24 protein-coding genes are annotated in these 19,711 nt (G+C 42.4%); 12 read left to right on the top strand and 12 right to left on the bottom strand.

Annotated features, from left to right (window positions below):
* Positions 1-6 precede the first annotated feature (6 nt).
* The 3 genes from UNH61_RS15150 to UNH61_RS15140 are packed head-to-tail and all read left to right on the top strand — an operon-like array spanning position 7 to position 2,899.
* The gene (locus tag UNH61_RS15150; protein ID WP_326992796.1) at positions 7-1,206 is read left to right on the top strand and encodes a di-heme oxidoredictase family protein; all 1,200 of its coding nucleotides are present in this window, start codon (positions 7-9) and stop codon (positions 1,204-1,206) included.
* 26 nt (positions 1,207-1,232) lie between these two features.
* Complete coding sequence (locus UNH61_RS15145) at positions 1,233-1,673, top strand: Rieske (2Fe-2S) protein (protein WP_326992795.1); 441 nt, start codon at positions 1,233-1,235, stop codon at positions 1,671-1,673.
* A complete protein-coding gene (locus tag UNH61_RS15140) occupies positions 1,670-2,899 on the top strand; it encodes a hypothetical protein (protein WP_326992794.1) in 1,230 nt (409 codons plus the stop codon). Before UNH61_RS15145 ends, UNH61_RS15140 begins: the two co-directional genes overlap by 4 nt.
* 561 nt (positions 2,900-3,460) lie before the next feature.
* On the opposite strand, the gene UNH61_RS15135 is transcribed toward UNH61_RS15140, so the two are convergent.
* From UNH61_RS15135 to UNH61_RS15100, 8 genes are all read right to left on the bottom strand, one after another.
* The gene (locus UNH61_RS15135) at positions 3,461-3,820 is read right to left on the bottom strand and encodes a hypothetical protein (RefSeq protein ID WP_326992793.1); all 360 of its coding nucleotides are present in this window, start codon (positions 3,818-3,820) and stop codon (positions 3,461-3,463) included.
* 30 nt (positions 3,821-3,850) lie between these two features.
* Positions 3,851-4,225 (bottom strand): DUF3560 domain-containing protein, encoded by a 375-nt coding sequence (locus UNH61_RS15130; protein WP_326992792.1) that lies wholly within the window; start codon positions 4,223-4,225, stop codon positions 3,851-3,853.
* Positions 4,226-4,287: 62 nt separating this feature from the next.
* Positions 4,288-4,596: a J domain-containing protein gene (locus tag UNH61_RS15125; protein ID WP_326992791.1), complete on the bottom strand. Its 309-nt coding sequence runs from the start codon at positions 4,594-4,596 to the stop codon at positions 4,288-4,290.
* Positions 4,597-4,865: 269 nt separating this feature from the next.
* Positions 4,866-5,237, bottom strand: a complete 372-nt coding sequence (locus UNH61_RS15120) for a hypothetical protein (protein WP_326992790.1) — start codon at positions 5,235-5,237, stop codon at positions 4,866-4,868.
* A 55-nt stretch (positions 5,238-5,292) separates the two neighbouring features.
* Complete coding sequence (locus UNH61_RS15115) at positions 5,293-5,727, bottom strand: hypothetical protein (RefSeq protein ID WP_326992789.1); 435 nt, start codon at positions 5,725-5,727, stop codon at positions 5,293-5,295.
* A gap of 71 nt (positions 5,728-5,798) precedes the next feature.
* Positions 5,799-6,272 (bottom strand): hypothetical protein, encoded by a 474-nt coding sequence (locus UNH61_RS15110; protein ID WP_326992788.1) that lies wholly within the window; start codon positions 6,270-6,272, stop codon positions 5,799-5,801.
* 11 nt (positions 6,273-6,283) lie between these two features.
* Complete coding sequence (locus UNH61_RS15105) at positions 6,284-6,487, bottom strand: hypothetical protein (RefSeq protein ID WP_326992787.1); 204 nt, start codon at positions 6,485-6,487, stop codon at positions 6,284-6,286.
* Between the two features lie 57 nt (positions 6,488-6,544).
* On the bottom strand, positions 6,545-6,796 hold the full coding sequence (locus UNH61_RS15100; RefSeq protein ID WP_326992786.1) for a hypothetical protein: 252 nt from the start codon (positions 6,794-6,796) through the stop codon (positions 6,545-6,547).
* A 628-nt stretch (positions 6,797-7,424) separates the two neighbouring features.
* Between UNH61_RS15100 and UNH61_RS15095 the strand changes: the two genes are divergently transcribed.
* The 3 genes from UNH61_RS15095 to UNH61_RS15085 all read left to right on the top strand — a co-directional run bounded on the left by UNH61_RS15095 (position 7,425) and on the right by UNH61_RS15085 (position 10,252).
* Positions 7,425-8,429, top strand: a complete 1,005-nt coding sequence (locus UNH61_RS15095) for an AraC family transcriptional regulator (RefSeq protein ID WP_326992785.1) — start codon at positions 7,425-7,427, stop codon at positions 8,427-8,429.
* Between the two features lie 776 nt (positions 8,430-9,205).
* Positions 9,206-9,574: a hypothetical protein gene (locus tag UNH61_RS15090; protein WP_326992784.1), complete on the top strand. Its 369-nt coding sequence runs from the start codon at positions 9,206-9,208 to the stop codon at positions 9,572-9,574.
* Between the two features lie 141 nt (positions 9,575-9,715).
* Positions 9,716-10,252 (top strand): hypothetical protein, encoded by a 537-nt coding sequence (locus UNH61_RS15085; protein ID WP_326992783.1) that lies wholly within the window; start codon positions 9,716-9,718, stop codon positions 10,250-10,252.
* Positions 10,253-10,302: 50 nt separating this feature from the next.
* Here the strand turns inward: UNH61_RS15085 and UNH61_RS15080 are convergent, their stop codons facing one another.
* The 3 genes from UNH61_RS15080 to UNH61_RS15070 are packed head-to-tail and all read right to left on the bottom strand — an operon-like array spanning position 10,303 to position 15,498.
* Positions 10,303-11,655: a RagB/SusD family nutrient uptake outer membrane protein gene (locus UNH61_RS15080; RefSeq protein WP_326992782.1), complete on the bottom strand. Its 1,353-nt coding sequence runs from the start codon at positions 11,653-11,655 to the stop codon at positions 10,303-10,305.
* A gap of 16 nt (positions 11,656-11,671) precedes the next feature.
* A complete protein-coding gene (locus tag UNH61_RS15075; protein ID WP_326992781.1) occupies positions 11,672-14,878 on the bottom strand; it encodes a SusC/RagA family TonB-linked outer membrane protein in 3,207 nt (1,068 codons plus the stop codon).
* Between the two features lie 41 nt (positions 14,879-14,919).
* Positions 14,920-15,498 carry a TlpA family protein disulfide reductase gene (locus UNH61_RS15070; protein ID WP_326992780.1) on the bottom strand — a complete coding sequence of 193 codons (579 nt, stop codon included), beginning with the start codon at positions 15,496-15,498 and terminating at the stop codon, positions 14,920-14,922.
* A gap of 199 nt (positions 15,499-15,697) precedes the next feature.
* Between UNH61_RS15070 and UNH61_RS15065 the strand changes: the two genes are divergently transcribed.
* Genes UNH61_RS15065 through UNH61_RS15055 form a run of 3 tightly spaced genes read left to right on the top strand, consistent with a single transcriptional unit; the run spans position 15,698 to position 16,922 of the window.
* Positions 15,698-16,102 carry a helix-turn-helix transcriptional regulator gene (locus UNH61_RS15065; protein WP_326992779.1) on the top strand — a complete coding sequence of 135 codons (405 nt, stop codon included), beginning with the start codon at positions 15,698-15,700 and terminating at the stop codon, positions 16,100-16,102.
* A 12-nt stretch (positions 16,103-16,114) separates the two neighbouring features.
* Positions 16,115-16,525: a helix-turn-helix transcriptional regulator gene (locus UNH61_RS15060; protein ID WP_073078656.1), complete on the top strand. Its 411-nt coding sequence runs from the start codon at positions 16,115-16,117 to the stop codon at positions 16,523-16,525.
* A 4-nt stretch (positions 16,526-16,529) separates the two neighbouring features.
* A complete protein-coding gene (locus tag UNH61_RS15055) occupies positions 16,530-16,922 on the top strand; it encodes a helix-turn-helix transcriptional regulator (protein WP_073078655.1) in 393 nt (130 codons plus the stop codon).
* Here UNH61_RS15055 and UNH61_RS15050 read toward each other — a convergent pair.
* Positions 16,900-17,244, bottom strand: a complete 345-nt coding sequence (locus UNH61_RS15050) for a hypothetical protein (RefSeq protein WP_326992778.1) — start codon at positions 17,242-17,244, stop codon at positions 16,900-16,902. The genes UNH61_RS15055 and UNH61_RS15050 overlap by 23 nt on opposite strands.
* Positions 17,245-17,449: 205 nt before the next feature.
* Between UNH61_RS15050 and UNH61_RS15045 the strand changes: the two genes are divergently transcribed.
* The 3 genes from UNH61_RS15045 to UNH61_RS15035 are packed head-to-tail and all read left to right on the top strand — an operon-like array spanning position 17,450 to position 19,685.
* Entirely contained in the window at positions 17,450-18,685 is a 1,236-nt protein-coding gene (locus UNH61_RS15045) for a hypothetical protein (RefSeq protein WP_326992777.1), read from the top strand.
* 12 nt (positions 18,686-18,697) lie between these two features.
* Complete coding sequence (locus tag UNH61_RS15040) at positions 18,698-18,976, top strand: hypothetical protein (RefSeq protein WP_326992776.1); 279 nt, start codon at positions 18,698-18,700, stop codon at positions 18,974-18,976.
* A 22-nt stretch (positions 18,977-18,998) separates the two neighbouring features.
* Positions 18,999-19,685, top strand: a complete 687-nt coding sequence (locus UNH61_RS15035; RefSeq protein WP_326992775.1) for a hypothetical protein — start codon at positions 18,999-19,001, stop codon at positions 19,683-19,685.
* Positions 19,686-19,711 lie beyond the last annotated feature (26 nt).

Here is a 19,711-nt window from a genome sequence, read left to right as displayed (position 1 = left end):
ACTTTTATGCGAACAAAAATATTAGTTTTAGGAGGTGTTCTCCTTTTTATAGCCGGGGGCATTGCCTGTGAGAAAGTCTTTCCCAAAGCTCCTGCCGATGATGAAATACTCGATGGCCCTGTAGAGGGCTTAACGCCCGAACAACATCAACTATTCCTGAGGGGAGATGTCGCTTTTAATTCTGATATATTTACAACAAAAACAGGATTGGGGCCTTTATTTGTCGCTACTTCCTGCGGTACCTGCCACGCCGGCGATGGGAAAGGCCATCCCTTTACTACATTAACAAGATTTGGACAGACAGACAGTGCCGGCAACCATTTCCTCCACCTGGGTGGGCCGCAATTACAACAACGGGCAATACCAGGCTTCCGGCCTGAACAAATCCCTGCAGGGGCCACGTTTTCCAATTTTACACCGCCTGCCAATACCGGGCTTGGCTTCTTGGATGCGGTACCCGATACAACATTACTTGCATTAGCAGATGAAAACGATGCTAACGGCGATGGCATTTCAGGCCATCCCAACTGGATATCGCACCCAGCTTATATCACACTCAGGCCCGGCACTTTAGAACGAAACGGCAAATACATAGGCAGGTTTGGGAAAAAAGCAGCAGCCTATGACCTGATGCAACAAACGGCAACGGCCTACAACCAGGATATAGGGATCACTTCAACGTATGAACCCTATGATACTTATTCCGGTGAAGCAATTGACCCGGAAATCTCCAATCAAACAGTGCTGAATGTGGTATTTTATTTAAGAACGCTCAAAGCGCCTGTTCAGCGTAGTCAGAGTGATATAAAAGTAAATAATGGCAAACAGCTTTTTATTAAAATGGGCTGTGGCAAATGCCATACGCCAACGCTTACAACTGGGCCATCTTCTATTGTAGCATTAGCCAACAAAACATTTCACCCCTATACAGATCTGTTGCTGCATGATATGGGTCGCGGTCTGGATGATGGTTATACGGAAGGTTCTGCAACAACGCCAGAGTGGCGAACACCGGCACTTTGGGGGTTGGGGCTTTCAAAAAGATCACAGGGAGGACAGTATTTTTTATTGCATGATGGCAGAGCCAAAAGTATTGAGGAAGCTGTTTTGCTACATGGTGGTGAAGGCCAGCAAAGCAAAAACAACTTTCAGCAATTAACAGCCGATGAAAAGAATACGCTGATCAGCTTTCTTGAATCATTGTAAATAATTAAAATGTTTATACTTTACCAATGAACCGGAGGAAATTTCTTGCAGATACTTGTGGTACTTGCCTTGCTATAACCGGCCTTTCAGCCGCATTTTCATCCTGCAATGCTACACATTATTTAACAGGCACATTAGGAAAGGATGGTATAACTATAGATAAAGAGGCGTTCAGGACAAAAAACAAAGCGGCCTATCATTCATTTATTATTGTCCGTAACGAAGCCTTGCAATATCCCATTTGCGTATACCGCTTTGGAGAAGACAATTATACCGCTTTATGGATGCGCTGCACCCACCAGGGAACAGAGTTACAGGCAGCCGGCAACTACTTGCAATGCCCTGCTCATGGCAGCGAGTTTAATAATCATGGCCGGGTTACAAATGGCCCCGCCGATAAAGACCTACGTACTTTTCCTGTAACAATTGACAAAAATCAACTTTTTATTGACCTGAAAGCAAAATGAAAAAACTTATACTCATTTTAATACTGCCGCTTATACTTACAACTGGCATCACAGCGCAGGTTGATCCATCTTTATTACGGCGCGCACCTAAAGATACTGTCAAACCGCAAATGAATATGGATGCAGTGTACAACCGTCCTTTTTTGCAGATAGGCAAACTACCGGTAGCATTGGGTGGCTATGTAGAAGCCAATTATCAGTATTTGAGCGAAGATGGTGATAGCGAAGGCCATCAGTTCCAGATGAGGCGGTTAACACTATTTGTGGCATCCACCATTAATAAACGGATAAAATTTTTATCTGAAATAGAATTTGAGGATGGCACTAAGGAGATCAATATTGAATTTGCTTCCGTTGATATTGAACTAGCACCGCTGTTAAATGTACGGGGTGGTGTAGTAATGAACCCAATAGGCGCATTCAATCAAAATCATGATGGCCCTAAATGGGAGTTTGTGGACAGGCCCATTTCAGCAACACAGATGTTACCCGCCACCTGGAGCAATGTGGGCTTTGGATTATACGGCAAAAAATATACTGATAACTGGGTATATGCTTATGAAGCCTATTTAACCAATGGCTTTGATGATAAAATCATCGCTAATTCAGAGAATAAGACCTTTTTGCCCGCCAGCAAAGAAAACCCTAATCGTTTTGAAGAAAGTTTTAATGGCAGTCCTTTATTTACTGGAAAGGTTGCGGTACGCAACAGGAAAATCGGCGAGTTGGGTTTATCCTATATGGTGGGTGTTTACAATAAATATAAAGAAGATGGTTTAATACTGGATAAGAAAAGAGGTGTAAATGTATATGCAATAGATTTTAATACTACCATTTCAAAAACCAATACCTATATCAATGGTGAATGGACCTGGGTGAATGTTGATGTGCCAGATAGCTATACTGAACAGTTTGGCCGCAGACAACAAGGTGGCTTTATAGATTTTGTGCAACCGGTTTTAAGAAAGCCAATGTTCGGTTTTGAAAGTGCTGTATTAAACGCGGCTGTAAGGTTAGAATATGTGGATTGGAATAAAGGTACCTTCAAATCAACAGGCGGAAATATTGCAGATGATGTATTCTCCATTGTTCCTGCTATCAGTTGGCGACCTACTGCTCAAACAGTTATCCGTTTTAATTACCGGCATAACTGGCAACGGGATATTTTGGGAAATCCACCCTCTAAGCTAGTGGGTTTTCAGTTTGGGTTTTCGACGTATTTCTGAAATAGTACCATTGTCCTTAATTACACTGGTGTAGACTGGTTCAGCAAAATAAATTGGTTAACTTTATTATATCAAAGGTCTTTAAACTCTCTGGGAAATGCAGCATGGGAATGTTCAGCACCCATTCATTGCCGTCATTGTATGGGGTATATAGCTTGCGCTAATCACTGAATTTTTCGCAGTCAGTGGCTAGCGCCTGCTTGGTGAATTTGTCACCAGTTTTATCATTATCGAGAAACAAGTACACATGATTATGCGAGTTCCTTCTTGGCAAATTGTTGTCGAAAAAAGACAGAGAGTTTAGCACTAAATAGGTGCTTGGATGCTGTGGATGTGGATGGTTGTGGTGCATTGGCTAATACGTGGGAAAACTGAGAAACCCTAAAACACTGCAAGTTCATCGGATTCATGCTTTGAAGGCATTCAGGCAGAAAAAATCATAGGCTTTACTTTTTTTCTATGGGCATATGGGATTTTGGGAAGGTGAAGAAATGGCGGCGCCAGTAGGGGCACCGCTGTGTAGTTCTTATTCTGCGCTTTTGTCAGGTTGGTAAAGACTAGCTACCATGTAAGCATAGCTGACCGCGCTGTTACTGATAAATTGTGCCAGGCATTTCCTTCTGACCGGGAGAATCGAAACCCCCTGCTACGCAAACGTTCGATAATATCCTCGCCGGGTTTTTTGGGAAAGAATAACTGTACCCGGTTTGCCTCCGCATTTACTACCACGCGCACGTTGTTGATCGTTTTTTCAAATGTTTTGAGCTTCTCTAGCTTCTCCAGTTGGGCAATACGTTGTTTTACCCTGCGGATATTGGCGTTATTGTTCTTTAGTGTGTAGTCCGCAAAGCCAGTACGTCTTAAATAATCAGGCGTTGTGATCTCCTGCCAGATTCTTTCAGTAGCATGTGGGAGTTCCATAAATGCCTCTTTATTACCGGATTTGACGTATTATTTGTTAGCGGCTTTCATGAAGGCATGCGCACTCTCCAATGATGCAATTTTGTCCTTTAGTTTGGGGAGTGCTTGCGGATCATCAGAGGATATGGCATCGTTGGCCTCTATCGTGGCAGCCTTGTTCTCATAATATTCTGCCTTATTACTTGCGGCGAATGCTTTACCGTAAGTATCATGTATTTTCTCCCTGTAGTTGCGATCTTTTTTTTCGGAGTGATGCCCTACAAGTATTGGCTGGCCCATAGGAATAACGGAGGCCATTTTTTTTGCTTGATTATGCAGGCGATCAGATTCCTTTTGCAGTTTAGCTACCTGGTCGTTAGCATGATCGATGCGATTTTGTTTGCGTTCTTCATAATTGTGTTTCATACTACTGAATTTGTGGCCTGCCTTCCATATTGACGGAAGGCAAGCCGGTTAAAAAATATTTTTTAGGAAAGAAGTGTGTATGCTGCAATAATCTTCTTGCTCATGGCCTCGGCCTCTGCAAGCCTATGCTGGTTTACGTCTGGATGCCACTGGCGAATAAGGTTGCGGAATGCGGTTTTAATTTCGGTAGCCGATGCTCCCGGTTTTAATGCTAGTACCTCATGCGGTGTTCGTACCGCATCGGTGATAATCCGGGTTGCATCTTCATTACTCATGCGTTGTTTAAAGTCATCCCGCCAGTTTTCAGCATTGCCGTAACCGCTGGTTGTATCGTAGGTTTTGTAACCATCGAGGAAACTCTTTTTAGCCATTTTTTACTCATTTATTAGGTTTACTTCATGCGGTGTGCAGTTGCCGGGCAGTCCGAGGGCGGAAAGATGTTTGCAGGTGCGGTGAACTCTCCAACCTGGGCAGGAACAGCCCCAGTGTCGGCCCTTCTTGTTTTGGGAGATTACATATAAGCGGTTAGAGCTTTCGCTCTTAATGTTGAATCGGTTTTGCCATTGGTCATTATCTGGCAAGGCCATATCAGGCCCTACAAAAATTGTCGGTTTCATTTGTGTTGTATTTAGCTGTGTGATTAAAAAATGAGGTCGCAGGCGAGTTTGAAATTGGCGCTTGTTGTTTCTTGTTTGGCGTATTGTTGTAGGCAGTGAACAGTGTACAATGCTAACATGCCATCGAAAAGTTGATCTGAAAATATTTTCGGTGACCTGGCTAACTTGTTGCCGCATTCATCAATAACGCGGATAGTTTCAGCAGCGTAAGCAATCCAATGCTGCGGCCCGATGATTGGGTTATCTTTCCATTGCTTACGCAAGCCATCAGGATCGGCAGTTATAGAATTTGAAAGAGCCTTTGCGAAGTCGAGGAAGCCGGGAATATCTGCCGGTAAGAGTTGACAGATTAATTTTGCCTTTTGAACGTTGTTCATTTCATGAAGTGCTGACATATGATGTAAATTTTATAGTGAGAGAAGGAGCGCGGATTGCTCCGCGCTATTTTTGTTAGCTGATAAAACCTTGTTTTTGGAGATTATTTAACCAGTAGTTTGCAAAAACGCAGTGCTTATGTTGAATGGCGGGCCAAAAAACCATTACAGCGTTATTCTCTAGTTCGATGCTTTCTTCGTACTTGCCGAAATTATCGTCCTGATACATTTGCGGGCATATATGCAGTTGCTTAAAGTCGTTAGGTTCTGTTCTGTTGTCCACCACTAAAAAGCACATTTCAGGATCTCGCATTAAATCCCCGTTTAGCTTATAGTAATGACACAGGCTATACAGCCTGCCTTGTCCTGCTGCTGTTGTAATGAATTGGCTTAATAATTCCACCGTAAGGGGCATATAACCGGAAGATTCCAACTTCATATGGGAACGGTTGCCCATTTTATCAATGATCTGACTAAAAATTTGCGTTGCCTGTTGATTAATCTTTTTCATGACTGTAAAATTTGAGGTGAATAAATGAGGGGATAAGCGGAGCGGCGTATATTCCGCCCCGTTAGTTGTTATTAATCCTGCAATTCTTTTTTGTATTTTCCCGCTACGGTTTGAGAGCCGTATTTGGCGCGTATTTTTTCCAGCGGTGCGCCGTTGCCACGAACTTTAAAGGCTTCATTCCGGTAGTACCATGCAACCTTTTTGGAGGCGAAAAAGAACCCGGCAGCTTTAAGGATTTCTTTTACCGGCTTAGTGTTGCCAGTTACCCAAATCCAATTGCGTACTACTTCAATGTTGATACCGGGTAAGTGCTGTATTTTTTCAATGACTGCCGTGTATTCTTCGGATAGTTTAATTTCATAGTCTATCTGTTCATCCGTCATGCCGGAGGCTTTACCGATGAAGGCGAGGGCGAAGGCATATTCACCGTTGATCTCCTGCATTGTGGCAGTGTCGCCGCCTTTGTCGGGGTGATGTATTTTTGCCAGTTCGCGGTAAAGTGTTTTTACTTCTTCTACATTTTTGCAATTATTGAAATATTTCATGACCGTAATTTTTAGAAGTGAAAGAGGGAAAAGTTGGTAGACGTTACGGGTTTGCTTGTGCGGGTGCTATGTTTCGCACGTAAGTAGTTCACCGTTATATCATCATTTTTCAGGATCACCCACGCGGAAAACAGGGCGTTTGATCTTGTTGTATGACGGCGGCGCTGTATTTGCCATGACATGCGCATCAGGCGGGAAAGTGTTTGATTATTCATTTTGATAAAGTTTATTAGTGAGAAAAAAGGCCGGGGACAAAGCCCCCGGCGGTAGGCTTATTGTTTGGGTTCTTTCAGCAGTTCATTTAATTTCTGCTTGACTGCTTTTGCTGTATCACCATGCCATGAGTGCGCATTGCTGAGGAAGTAAACAACGATACTGCGTGCGCTGTCTTCATAGAAAGAATCGTTGATGCTGTCTAATGTTTCCATTGCAGATAAATAAGGGGCGGCGGTGTAGTGTACTTTCTGCCAGTCTGCGCGGATGATCTTTGCGATCTCTGATAAGTTGTTAGGAATTGTTTGCATAACGAAAAGTTTTGAGTTTATAACTGCGGCTTATCTGTGTGCCGCTTTCTTCTTTTTCGCCAGCAACGCTGTTCATTGTTTTTCGGAGGCAGGAGAACTGCCCGCCAGAAAAAAATTTTACCTGAAATGGCGAGGTGAAAATTTTTTCCAGGGCTGTTCGTATGCTCGTAGAAAAACAATACAGCCTTATTGAATATTGAAGGAATGGAGTGGTTATCGTGTGTACGTGGACGTTATTGTGAAGTGGAAAGGAAACCTTACATCATATACTGTGCAGATAGTGGTGGAGAATAGCGATATATGCGTACAAGAGTGCGACGCAACGGCAGTCTTATTGATGTTCCTACGCCGACTACCCAAATACCCTAACTATAGACGGTAGCCTCGTGTCAACATAAATGTTTACCCCGATTTCGTCGAAATAATTAGGATTCAATACCTCACTAGATAAATATGTAAATGATGCCAGCAAAGTTGTGTAACCAATAATCGGTGGAGTTTAGTAAATTTATATAGGGACAAAATGACCGGACAATTCCCTGTTATTCAGTAACCATTTAAAACACGGAAAAAATGCCAGCAATGCTATAAGCAGCAAACCCATTAATCACATTTAAACCCACCCTATATGTTTACCTTATCCGAAAGGCACAAGGGGATAGTTAGCTTTGTTCCAAATGATCCCAAAGAACTGCCACAGTCCTACATTCCCGGAAGCCTCGCTTATCAGTCCACCAACAATTTTGGCGATTTTTATTATCAGGAAGTTCAGCAGGAAAATTTTACAATATGGAGAAGTACGTACCGACCGTATGAGGATGTTTCACTGCGGGTAAAAAGAGATGTAAAATGGCTAGGGTTCAGAATGATGCTAAAGAAACACATATCACATCTGTTCCTGGGCCGACCTATCGCCATTATGCAGGGCCAGATGCACTTCGCATATTCTCCACTTACAGATGCAGAGCTGATGCTGAAAGGAAATGAAATATATGAAGTAGTGGATATGCAGGTATCGCCATCCTTATTTTATCAGCTAAAACAACGTGGACGTACATTTGAAGCCTTTGCCGCTATGATAGGATCAGATAAGCCTGCTTGGATTTCTGATAAGCCAGCATGGAGCAGTTATACTGTATTGGATAATATGGAAATTCTATTGCAAGATCCAACACAAGATAAAATTGCGGTAGAGATTGTGCAGCAGGTAGTCACCACGCTCATCAAAAATAAAGGGCATGATAAGAAGATTACCTATGAGCAGGTAGAAAATATTTTTCTTATAAGAGAAATGATCCAGCGTAGATTCCCTGAAGCAATGACCTTGCAGCAATGGGCTAAGGAATCAAGGATGAACACTACGGATTTTAAATACAAATTCCGTCAGGTGTTCGGCTTACCTGCTTATAAATACCTCACGTTCCAAAGGATCAACGCAGCAAAAGAGATAATGCTTGCAGACCCGCAATTGCCGCTCAGTGAAGTGGCGCGGCGATGCGGATTTGGTACGTATAATAATCTACGCCGGGCTTTTTATTCATCGGATAAAACCAAGCTATCATTATGGCGTGATAAGAATTTAGGAATGGCTTTTCAACTCCTGATCGAATTATTGTTAAGTGAAATGCTCTGAGTTTCTGGTATGTCAAAAAGGAAATTTTTTGCATCAAAAAGGAAATTTCAACTGTAGCGTATTGTTAGCAAATAAACAGGTTACTAACTTTAGTATAGAATCAACGGAGAAAATAGTAATCCTGTAGCCAGCAGCTTTAAGACAATTGCAGAGGAACATTTAATTACCAACAAAAGATGGAAGCGTATAGACAATAAGGTTAGTCCTTATCTGGAATTGCTTTGCCCATACTGTAACATGAACCTCAATAAAACATACGACACAGAATTTGCCTTCAATAGACGGTGGAGGTTGCTGGCCGATAGCACAGCGGGTTTGTTGATATGCCTGTTCCTATATACTGGCATTGATAAATATTACCATCAATCGCAGTTTAAGGATGCCCTTCAAAAATCACCTGTCTTATCAGGGTATGCAACCTTATTGGCTTGGTCACTTCCTACGTCAGAACTCTTTATTGCATTGCTGCTATTTATACCACAGACGCGCAAGTATGGCTTTAAAGCGTCTGTGGTGCTACTGTCAGCATTCACGCTGTACCTCACTTATATGATGGTGTTTGCTCGGAAATTACCGTGCATGTGCGCGGGGTTGCTGGAATCTCTGTCCTGGAGGATGCACCTTGCATTGAATGCGGTACTGATTGTAATAGCCATACTAGGCTTAATCGCCTGTGGTAAACGAAGCAACGATGGTACACGCGCACCACCTTCCAATCAGGGTTAACTGTCCGGTTTATTGTAAACATTCATCTATAACATTCAAATTCTCATTTTATGAAAAAGTATTTAATCGGCATATGTGCCGTAGTGGTAGCCTTTACTGGCTTTGCTTTTAAGGAAGCGAAAAGTGCAAAACGCGCTGATATGTATGTTTTCGAGTTCCGCAGCACGCAGCCTTACTCGCAGGCGAACGTTCAGGATATTTCTAATACCTATTGGGAATACAAAGGAAAGAACCTAGCAGGCTGCGCAAGTCTTAATCAGAAAGCCTGCAGGGTGTTGGTAGGTGCGGCTTATGTTGATAATCCGTCTAGTCCTTCTGAGCTGTCAGGATTAACTATTACCGCAGTACAAAGCGGAACAACTGCCCATGTAAGCGGTATTTCTGGTAGCGGTAACCTGTATTCCAATCAGCCGGACTGAGTAATTTTTAGTAGCATACATAAAAGACTGCCTCCTTCGCGGGAGGCGGTCTTTCGCTATTTGTGGTCGGTAACTAAAGTAGCTATGGTGCGGTATTTCAACGGATTATTTTAGTAAATTGCAGATAAACAAAATACTACTATGCGAACATTTTTCTATGTACTGACAGCAATGGTACTTATGTCCTGCGGATCTGAGGAATTGTCCAGAGAAAAGGCCGCAGAAATTATTGCAAAGAAATATCCGAAAACCCTTGATTGGGATATATTCCGGGCTGATCCCAGTCACGCCGCCCGCGCTCTTGGATCAAAACTAGAAACGGAGGGTTATATCAAGGTGCAGAAAACACAATCATTGGCGGAGGCAGGGCAACCATTTATTACATTTACGGAAAAGGCACAACCCTACCTGATAACGAATACTGAGAAAGATAAAGAGTACAGTATTCAGAAGGTAAAAATTGGTGAATTGCATTTCAAAGAAATCACCAGCATTCAAATGGATGGAAAAGGCAAAGGGAAAGGAAAAGGTCAGGAGGCAATTGTAGAATATACGATTGAGCATAAGAATAATACACCGTTTGCAGAACTCACCCACTACAAACTGGAAGGGGTAGAAAAAGAAAAAGCACTTCTGGTGCTATCTGATAAAGGGTGGGAAATAGCTTCCATAAAATAGAAAAGCGGGCTGCCAGTTGGCAGCCCGCTTGGTTTTTCATCGATGTGGCGTTACGGGTTTTGAGGTACAGAACTGCTCACTATGTCTTTAGGTAGTGGCAGTGCGAAATATGGATCGTTTGCATTCAATCGGAATTTTGTTCCTGCTACGCTTCTTTGCAGGGATATGTTATAGCCTTCTTTATTCAACCTTTTTATGTCCATCCATCGAAGCCCGCGCATGTACAATTCTTTCCTACGTTCCACTAATATATTGTTGACAGCTTTTGCGGGATCAAGTGGCGGAGGGTTGCCTAACTGTTGCCATCTGGTAGAAAGCAATTGCTGGTAGTCAGATGTTGCCTGTTGCATTTTCCCGGTACGTGCAGCACATTCAGCACGCATCAGGTAGAGTTCATCGGTCGCAATGCCGGTAAAATACTGCCACTCGTTACCTGTATAACTTCCCTTAAACCGATAAAAGTTATCCACCTTGTAATAGAATGCTGTAAACCGGAGATCGTCCGGATCATAAGATTGCATGATACCGGAATCAATAGCTATCCGAGTAGAATTAAGCAGCGGATTATTGGTGTTCATTTCGGAATAGAAAATGATTTCTTTATTGAACCTGCGGAACGGGGTTTGCTCGGTAATGCTGCCGTTAATATCATCATCGCCGTTAAAGTTCATCAGGTTGCCTTTTAATTGCAATGCAGCATCCGCGTAATGATACGCGCTATCGTAGTTGCGCATGGAAAGGTAGGTACGCGCCAACAAACCGTATGCAGCTGCCCGCGATGGCTTTGTGGGTAATGATGGCAGATTCGGCAGTAGCGCAGCTGCTTCTTTTGCATCTTGTAAGACCTGGATGTAGGACTGCTGAACGCTGGCCCGCTTGCTAGGCTCGTTAAAATCGGAAGTGTTGCGTAGCACTATTCCATAATCTGACCCGGCGGTAGCTGCATCGTAAGCAGGTGCATATGTCCATAGTAACTGCTGGTAATAATAACTGCGGAAAAACAAGGCTGCACCTCTCACTTGGTTACGTGCTGACTGAGTAACGGAGGCAGGTTGTTCCTGCAATTGCTCCAAACAAAAGTTGGCTATGTAAATGGGTTCGTACCCAATCGACCAATCATTCTGAAATAGGTAGTCTTTCAGTTTCCATGTATAGATACGCTGCTGTTCTACCTCGATGTTATCGTACTGGTCGGCAGGCAGAAAATAATCATCCGCTGATGCTTCGGATAAATTGGGTGTCCTTTGCAGGTTCATTTTATCGGTGTTATCCAGCAAGCCTTGCAGTTCAGGCAAAGTTTTAGGACTGGAAATGCTCTTATCCTGTTGTACATCTAAGTATTTTTTGCAAGCGGGTAAACCGCCTAAAAGTGCAATGAGAATGATAGTTATGGTGTGTTTCATGATTTGTATATTTTGATTAGAAGGAGGCTCTAATGCCTGCGGAAAATGTTTTCGGTGCAGGTATGCCCTTTGGATAATCCGGGTCTAAACGATAGTCATTTGCCCGCCAAATAATGCCGAGATTCGCTACATTGAAATAGAACTGTAGTAATTTCAAAGAGGTAATGCCAAACGGCTTAACCGGCGTGTAGGTCAGGTTTATGTACTGCAACCTTATATGATCGCCTTTAAGCGCATTGATTGTACTGTAGGCATAGAACATATCCCGGCTGGCATTATTCGGGTAAGCGAATGAAGGTACATTGGTACGGAGTTCATCGCCGGGTTGCTGCCACCTGTCTGTATATTCTTTATCTCCCATTGCGCCTGCAACGATGCCGGAATAAGAAATTGCCGGTTTACGGAACCAATAACCAAACTTATAGGCAATATTTACCGATACCTCGAAATTTGAAATGCTGAAAGTATTCGTCACGCTTCCTGTGGAAGTGGGAATGGAAGAACCGATGTAAACGATACTGGGTTGCCCGTCTTTACCGAGGGTAGAGGTCAGCATTGCCGAATAGTCGGTGCTTATCGATCCATTTAAGTAGCCTTGCGGATTTCCTGTTGCATCGAGGCCCGCCCAATTGAAAGCTGCGATTGAATACAGCGGTTTGCCGATCACCGGTGTAATGCTCTTGCCTCCACTTAACAGGGTATTTATTGTTTGGGCCTGATCCTCAAAATATTTTGTGGTTTTATTGTTGACATAATTGTAAATGAAAGTAGTATTCCATTTGAATTTTCCTTTTAAGTTTTGGGTATTTATGATAGCGTCAATGCCACTACCACGCATGTCTGCAACATTAGCAGTAATAAAATTGGACGCTCCCCATGCTGTATAGTCATATGCCATAGGCCCATATAGATCAGCGCCGTGCTTAGTATAGTAATCAACACTGCCGGATAAGAAGTTATTGGAAAATTGAACGCCTACGTTGAATTGCTTAACCGTTTCCCATCGTAAACGCGGGTTGTTCAGGGTGGTAATAGCGGCTATAGGCAGGTTGGTCAGAGGATCTACCGAATACACTGCAACCGGCAGAGCGGTGCGTGATAGATCAACGTTGCCTGATGTTCCATAAGTCGCGCGGATTTTCAGCTGCGGCAGACATTGCAGCCTGTAAAAGCCCTCCTGACTTATATCCCACCCAATACCAGCCGACCACAATGGTTTCCACTTATCATTGGTTTTTACTCCAAAGACGTTACTGCCATCACGCCGTGTACTGAGTGATACGCTGTATTTGTCTTTGTAGGTGTAATTCAGGTTAGCGAAAAGCGATACAAAGCGGCTCGTGGTGCTGGACGGTGGCCCGGCGTCAGGTATGATCTGCTCCACGCCATTTATAAAAGTAGGGTACGGATTAATGTAGTCCATTTTTGCAGCGGTAAGCGGCTTTGCAGAATATCCGTAATAGATATTCTTGTAACTGTCGGTATTAATATCCTGAATTTCGCCACCGGCTATTGCGATTATGCTGTGGTCTTTCCAGTTGCGGTTAAAATCCAGCTGGCCCCGGAGGTTCTGGCTTCTGAGATTGGTAAAAGTAGTATTCAGTATATCGCCAACAGGTACTACGCGGGTCACTTCCCCGGTGGTTCGGTTGACCTGGCTAAGGAGGTTGATCGTATTACGTGCATCAAAACTTTCGGCCCCGGAAAGGTTCTGCTGGTCGGTACGCTGTTGCTGATATTGATAGAGGACACTCGCCTGCAGGAATGGAAGTACTTTATAACTCATTCTGATATTGGCTAGTAATTCATCTGTTCGGGTCGTACCCCTGCGCTGCTTATATTCAGCCAGTGGGTAGTACTTCCAATCCAGCAGGTGACCTGCCCCCGCCGTATCAACATAGTTATTCCTGTAGTATTTGGGTACGGATAATGGATTGCCATCCGCATCTGCAAAGGAAAGATACGGTGCATACCTGCCATTCACACTTGCCACGGTGCCGAAACTTTCCTTACCGGTACTGGCTTTGCTATTGGTATAGTAGGCGTTTACTTCTACCTGTAGTTTATCTGAAAGTTTAAAGGTGTTGGAAAGATGCAGGTTTGCCTTGTCGTAGGTGGCACTGAGATTGTCCGTGTTGCGGTCGATGGCTCCGGCCAATAGCCACATCATGTTGTTATTACCACCGCTTACACTCAAAGCATATTGCTGCGTTACTGCCGGACGATAGAAGTGTTCTTCGTATTGGGCTTTGCTATCCTGTCCCTGCAATGCCTTTACCTGCGCCGCACTGTCTGCTGCCGAGATCAATCCTATTTTACGTTTCTGTAATACTTCAATCAACGGTGGAACAGGTACGTATCTGCGATTCAGGGCGGAGTTGAAGTAATTCCTTCCGAAAAGAAAGGTTTCAAGGCCCATGTAATCGGCTACGCTCATATCCCGCAGGGTGGAGAGATCGGGTTTTTCCTGCACTATCACACCGGAAGAAAGGGAAATGGTTGGTTTCTGATTAAAGCGCCCTTTCTTAGTGGTGATAACAATGACCCCATTTCCGGCCCGCGCCCCCCAAATGGAAGCTGCCGCTGCATCTTTGAGAACAGTAATACTTTCAATATCATTGGGGTTGATATTGGAAATGTCCCCCTGAAACACAAAATTATCCAGTACGATCAGTGGCTCTAACGATCCATTGATTGTACTAAGGCCACGAATATTAATGCCAGTACTATTACGGTTGCGGGTGGCATTTCCGTAACCCTTATTGAAGCTCAGGCCCGGTGTGACGCTTTCCAGACGGTTCAGGATATTGGTTCCTGTCTGCTGGTTAAGCAGTTTATTATCAACCACAGAAAATGAGCCGTTGACCTGGTTAGGTTTCATCCGCTGGTAACCTGTACTGACGGTAACCTGTGAAAGTTCGGTAGCAACGATGTTCATAATGATTTCCAGCGGCTTTGCCACGCTGGTAACCGGTATCCGCAGCGGTTGGTATCCTATATGGGTAAATTGAAGGGTGTCGGGAATATTTGATAACGTGATACTAAAAGTCCCATCTGCGCCTGACGTAGTTTTTACACTGCTTTGGGAAGCTGATATGGAAATACCAGCCAGCGGCAGTTGTTCATTGGAAAATATCCGCCCACTGACCTTTACACGGGCAATCGGCTGCGCCGATGCTGCTGCGGTTAAGAAAAAGAGAAATCCTACAAAAATAAATCTCATTGATAAAAGGTGTTTTGGTGAAAAATGCTGTTTTGGTTGTGTCAATAATCCTTGTCGTATCTGTCGCCCTTAATAGGCTCCTGTAGAATGTGTCCGTTCAATGCTTTCTGTATATTGCTGGTAGTAACTGCTTCCGCGCTGGTGATGCCTAATACCCTTCGATCTGCTGAAATCCATACGTAGTGTGGTATGTAGATGTGCGGGAACAGTTTGAATGCGGTAGTGTCGTTGGTGGCTGTAGCAAGGGTAAAGGGCTGTCCTTTCGTGTCCTGCCAGCGCCGGAAAAACTTTTGTAGCTGCGGGGTGCTGTCCTGTGTAGACCGGCAACTATTTACTAGTAAGAACTGCACCTGCCCGGAAAACTGCTTTTGCAGGGAATCGGTTTTAGGGAACATCCGTATGCAGCTATTACACCATGTAGCCCAGAAGTCCAGAATAACCAGTTGGCCGGAAAAGTCACTTAGCTGTGTGGGCTTGGATTCAGGCCACAGAAAGAAGGAAATATCCGGTACAGTATCACCCACGGAGAGGCGATGAGGTTTTGCAGGTTGGAGATCCTGCGCAAAGGGGGATCGTGCCGGCCAAATAACGGCCAGCGCAATGAAAAGGAAAAACTTCATGCGTGATTTAGATTGTATTAGAAATATTGACTGGTGCCGGGTAAAATGCCACTCGTATCCATGTTTATATTATCGCCAACGGCAAGGGAAATTAACTTTACTAGCAAATTAGTCGTAGTTGTCCTACTTTCATGGGATTTTTGGTTGACTTTAACTGGAATTTGGTTGACTTTTACTATATTGTGCTTAAAATTCGTTTATGGTTACAGGTTCTCCCGAAATACAAACGACTAAGCATCATGGAAAGAACATTCAAAAGATCAGGGTCTATATGAATGTTAAGCAAAATGCCTTAGCTACAGATTTAGGATTAACTCAGCAGGACATTTCTGCACTTGAAAAGCAGGAAAATATCGATGATGCTATGTTGGTAAAAGTAGCGGAGGCATTAGGAGTATCGGCTGAGGTAATCAAAGAGTTTGATGAAAGAAATGTTATCAATAATATAAATAACGTTAGAGATTGCACGTTCTCTGATAATTCAATAAATTCAGTTGCAGGTACATTTAATCCCGTTGAGAAAATTGTAGAACTTTACGAAAGGCTTTTAACCAGTGAAAAAGAGAAAGTTGAAATGTTAAAGAAAATTTCTACCAAAGTATAAATATAAAATCAAATGGAAAAGTCTATAAATAGCAATAACTCTGCACACATGGGCAGAAAGATTGAAAGGATAAGACGTTTGCGTGGGTTTTCACAAACTCAGTTAGGCGAAAGACTGGGTGGAATGTCGAAACAAGCCGTTTCAAAATTAGAACAAAGTGAGAAATTAGATGATGAAAAAATAGAGAGAGTTGCAGAAGCTCTGGAAGTCACCGTAGAGGGACTAAAAAAATACCATGAGGATCAGGTATTATATAATACTATTAATTTCTATGATTCAAGTGGTGTATCTGCTTCCGGGATCTGTTGCAATAACATCGAGAATCTTAATACTTTCGATATTCATCAGGCTATGTCTTTGTATGAAAAATTGATTGCAGGAGAACGATTGAAAGCTGAAAAATTGAGAAAAGATAAACAATAGTTGAATGACAGTGATTGAAAATAATTATAGTAAACATCTAGGCCGAAAAATTAGTGCTGTACGTCAATTACGGGGTTTTACCGAAATTGATTTGGGCAACGCCTTGGGCATATCTGCGCAAGAGGTATCGCAACTTGAACAGTTAAGCGAAATTGAAATTTCAAGGCTAAAAGAAATCGCTGTTGCTTTAGGAGTAACAGAACAAGGGCTAATCGATTTTAGTGACGAAAAGGTACAATATAATACATTGAATTTTTATGAAAATTGCGGAGTTCAAACTTCAACAATTGCTAATAACTTTCATCAGACAAACAATTCAAATCAATACGATAAAATTTCAGAAACACTCGAATTGATATTAAAATCTTTGAACGCTAAAAATCAAAAGATTGATTAGTGCTTTCTTTTGATTCGCTGCTGCTCATTGCACATTTAACCCGCTCTACTGCTTCTAAAAGGGCATACCTCTCTCTTTCGCTTTGTAATAACCGTTCGTAAAGTTCTACAATTTTTTGCATATAGAAATAATCATCAAGTATTATCGGCTTCAGAATCTGTAATACAATTCCATTAAATATATTTTCAGGAATCTGAAAAATCCAAACAGGAACCTGTAAGACATGGGAAATTTCATTTAACGTGGAAATCTCTATTTTATGCCTTCCTTCCCAGTAAGATATTTTCTGTTGGTTCCAATTCTTTCCCAGTATAAATGCCATCCGATTCTGCTTTAGTCCTAAGATCAGCCTTAGCTTTCTAACATTTTTCCCTTCGTGTATTGAACAATTTGTCATAAGCATAATAATCAATACAAGTATATGTCTTTCAGTATTTGTAAAAGTCAACTAAGGAATGGTAAAATACAGATTTGAAAATGTGGTTTTCGTTTTGATAACTCCGTGATTTGCGAGAAACAAAACAATCATGGTTACAGCTAAATCATTTCCAAGATCAGCAGCGGGGACTGCGATCCTACCATTGACCAAAGACTACGGTATCTCCCTTGAAATTCTCAAAGAAAATTGTCTGGATGCAGATTTGCTCACAGGAATAGGCGCACCTACCATTAAATTCATGGAGTACAAAAGTCATCAACTTACGCTCAATAGTTTCTTCCCTTCCAACGACTATGTAGTGAAATTTAAAATCGTTGACAATTCATTACAGGTTGTTTGCAGCTGTAAAGAGAAAAGACCCGGCACCTGTCTACATGCCTACAAAACAATAGAGGCGATAACCGGTAAATACGGCAGGGGCTACTTTTCTCAGCTGTTGAGAAATGATGTGTTTGATCTTGCCTTTAGTTATCCGGCATCTTTTGACAAAGAAGAAAATGAGCGCGGGATCTCAGTTAAAAAAAGAAAGGAGGTCATGCAGTTGTTCCCATTTGAGAAATCAGCTTTCCCGCTGCCGTTAGAAGAAATGCTGAAATTGAAAGTTCCACCGGAAGTAGGATTCCCTGCGAAACGTGAATCACTTGCATTTTTCGTTATGTTGCCCCACAGTGGCAGGCAATTGCCTTTTTTGATACCAGCCCTCGGCAGGTTGACCATAGGGAATGATAAAGTGTTGTCGTGGGTGAAATTTCTGCCTATGGTGGAAAGTGAACATGAAAAGCTAATGAACGTATACCAGCTTGACCTGGCTATTAAAGCCGATCAGCTCAGGGAGAAGTCAGACGCATTAGGAGAGCAACGTGATTATTGCAGGGAACCTAACTGGGATAAGCATACGCAGGTAATTTTTAACGAATGGAAAAAGTTGTTGCCAATATTACAAAATGAAGTATTCATATATACTTATCATTACTTTGGGTCGCGGATATTCCGTAGAAGGCCACGCCCTAATAAAACAAATGCTAATCGGATAGCTGTTTGTGGAGATACACCAGTTATCTATTTCAAGGTAATCTATACAAAAGAGCGATTCCAAATGGATTTAGGAATAAAGATCAAAGGCAAACCCATCTCAGGGTTCAATATCAACTATCCTTTCTTTGTTATACATCAAGGCCGTTTGTATATGTTTTCAACCTATCAGGATGCAGCCATTGCCCAATGGTACAATAGAATAGGTCATATCTCATTTTTTAAAGAGCATAAGAAGGATTTTAGCGAAGCCATTTTAACTCCCCTTTCAGAAAAATATACCATCGCATAAAAATTACGCGATATGGAAAAAAAGTATGCAGCTGAACTATGCTTCAGGCAATCCAGAATGGAGGAAAATAATATCCATTCATCATTGGACGCAATTGAATGTTTCTATAACAATTTCACTTTGCAGGATGCGAGAACACTCTTGTGGGATTTCTACAGCTGTTGCGTAGGGTATTATTGCCGTGAAAGTATCCATCACGACAAAGCACATCAGTCGTTGTTTTTTTATACTGAAATGGAAATGCTTTTAGAGGCTACGTGGTTGATGTGGCAAAAGAAAATTAAAAAATAACCAATTAAACGCTTATTCTATAATGAACAGTCTACAGGAATTTGAAATGAATGATTATACGAATGAAAACAAAAAGTTACTGAATGCAAGGCCGGAAGCTGTCACTCGTGCAGGCTCCGGGAAGAAATCTAATCAGGGGCTTCCCGGTAAGCCCGGAAATTGGAAATCTTTAGGTGTAAGGCCAAAGATTGATCCTAATACGCTTGAACCGACAACGGCATTCGCCTGGGAAAATAGTAGAGCGGTTCGGTATTCAGTGTTGCCTGTGCAAAATAGTGATGACGAACCCAATAAAAGTAAACGGAAAGCAGGACGGCCTATTGGAAGCAAGAATAGGGATAAAAAAGACCGGCATTCACCAAATATGAGTTATACAAATGCGCCCGAATTTACATCATCATCCAGTACTGTTTATAGCAATCAAAAGTCGCAGTTTATTGGCAGCGAGATCGAAGCGGCAGCGCAGCATATGAGCGGAAATATTTTGGCAGATGTTAATAATGTCATCCAGAATTTTATGGTAAGAAATAGAACAGACATCATGGAACAATGCAATTGGTCTACTTCAACATACCATAGAAAGTACAACATGGCTTTATCCAATGCTGACGCTGAAATGATAGGTCGTGTAACAACAAAGAACTTTTCCATACTTACAACTGAAATGATCGAACTGGCTAGTTGTTCAAAAAATGGTAATAAACTATAGCCGATAATTTTAATAATACAAAACTA

This window comes from Chitinophaga sp. 180180018-3, assembly GCF_037893185.1.
Lineage (GTDB): Bacteria > Bacteroidota > Bacteroidia > Chitinophagales > Chitinophagaceae > Chitinophaga.
Note: the sequence above shows the minus strand (reverse complement) of the source record. Positions and strands in the feature narration are given on the sequence as shown.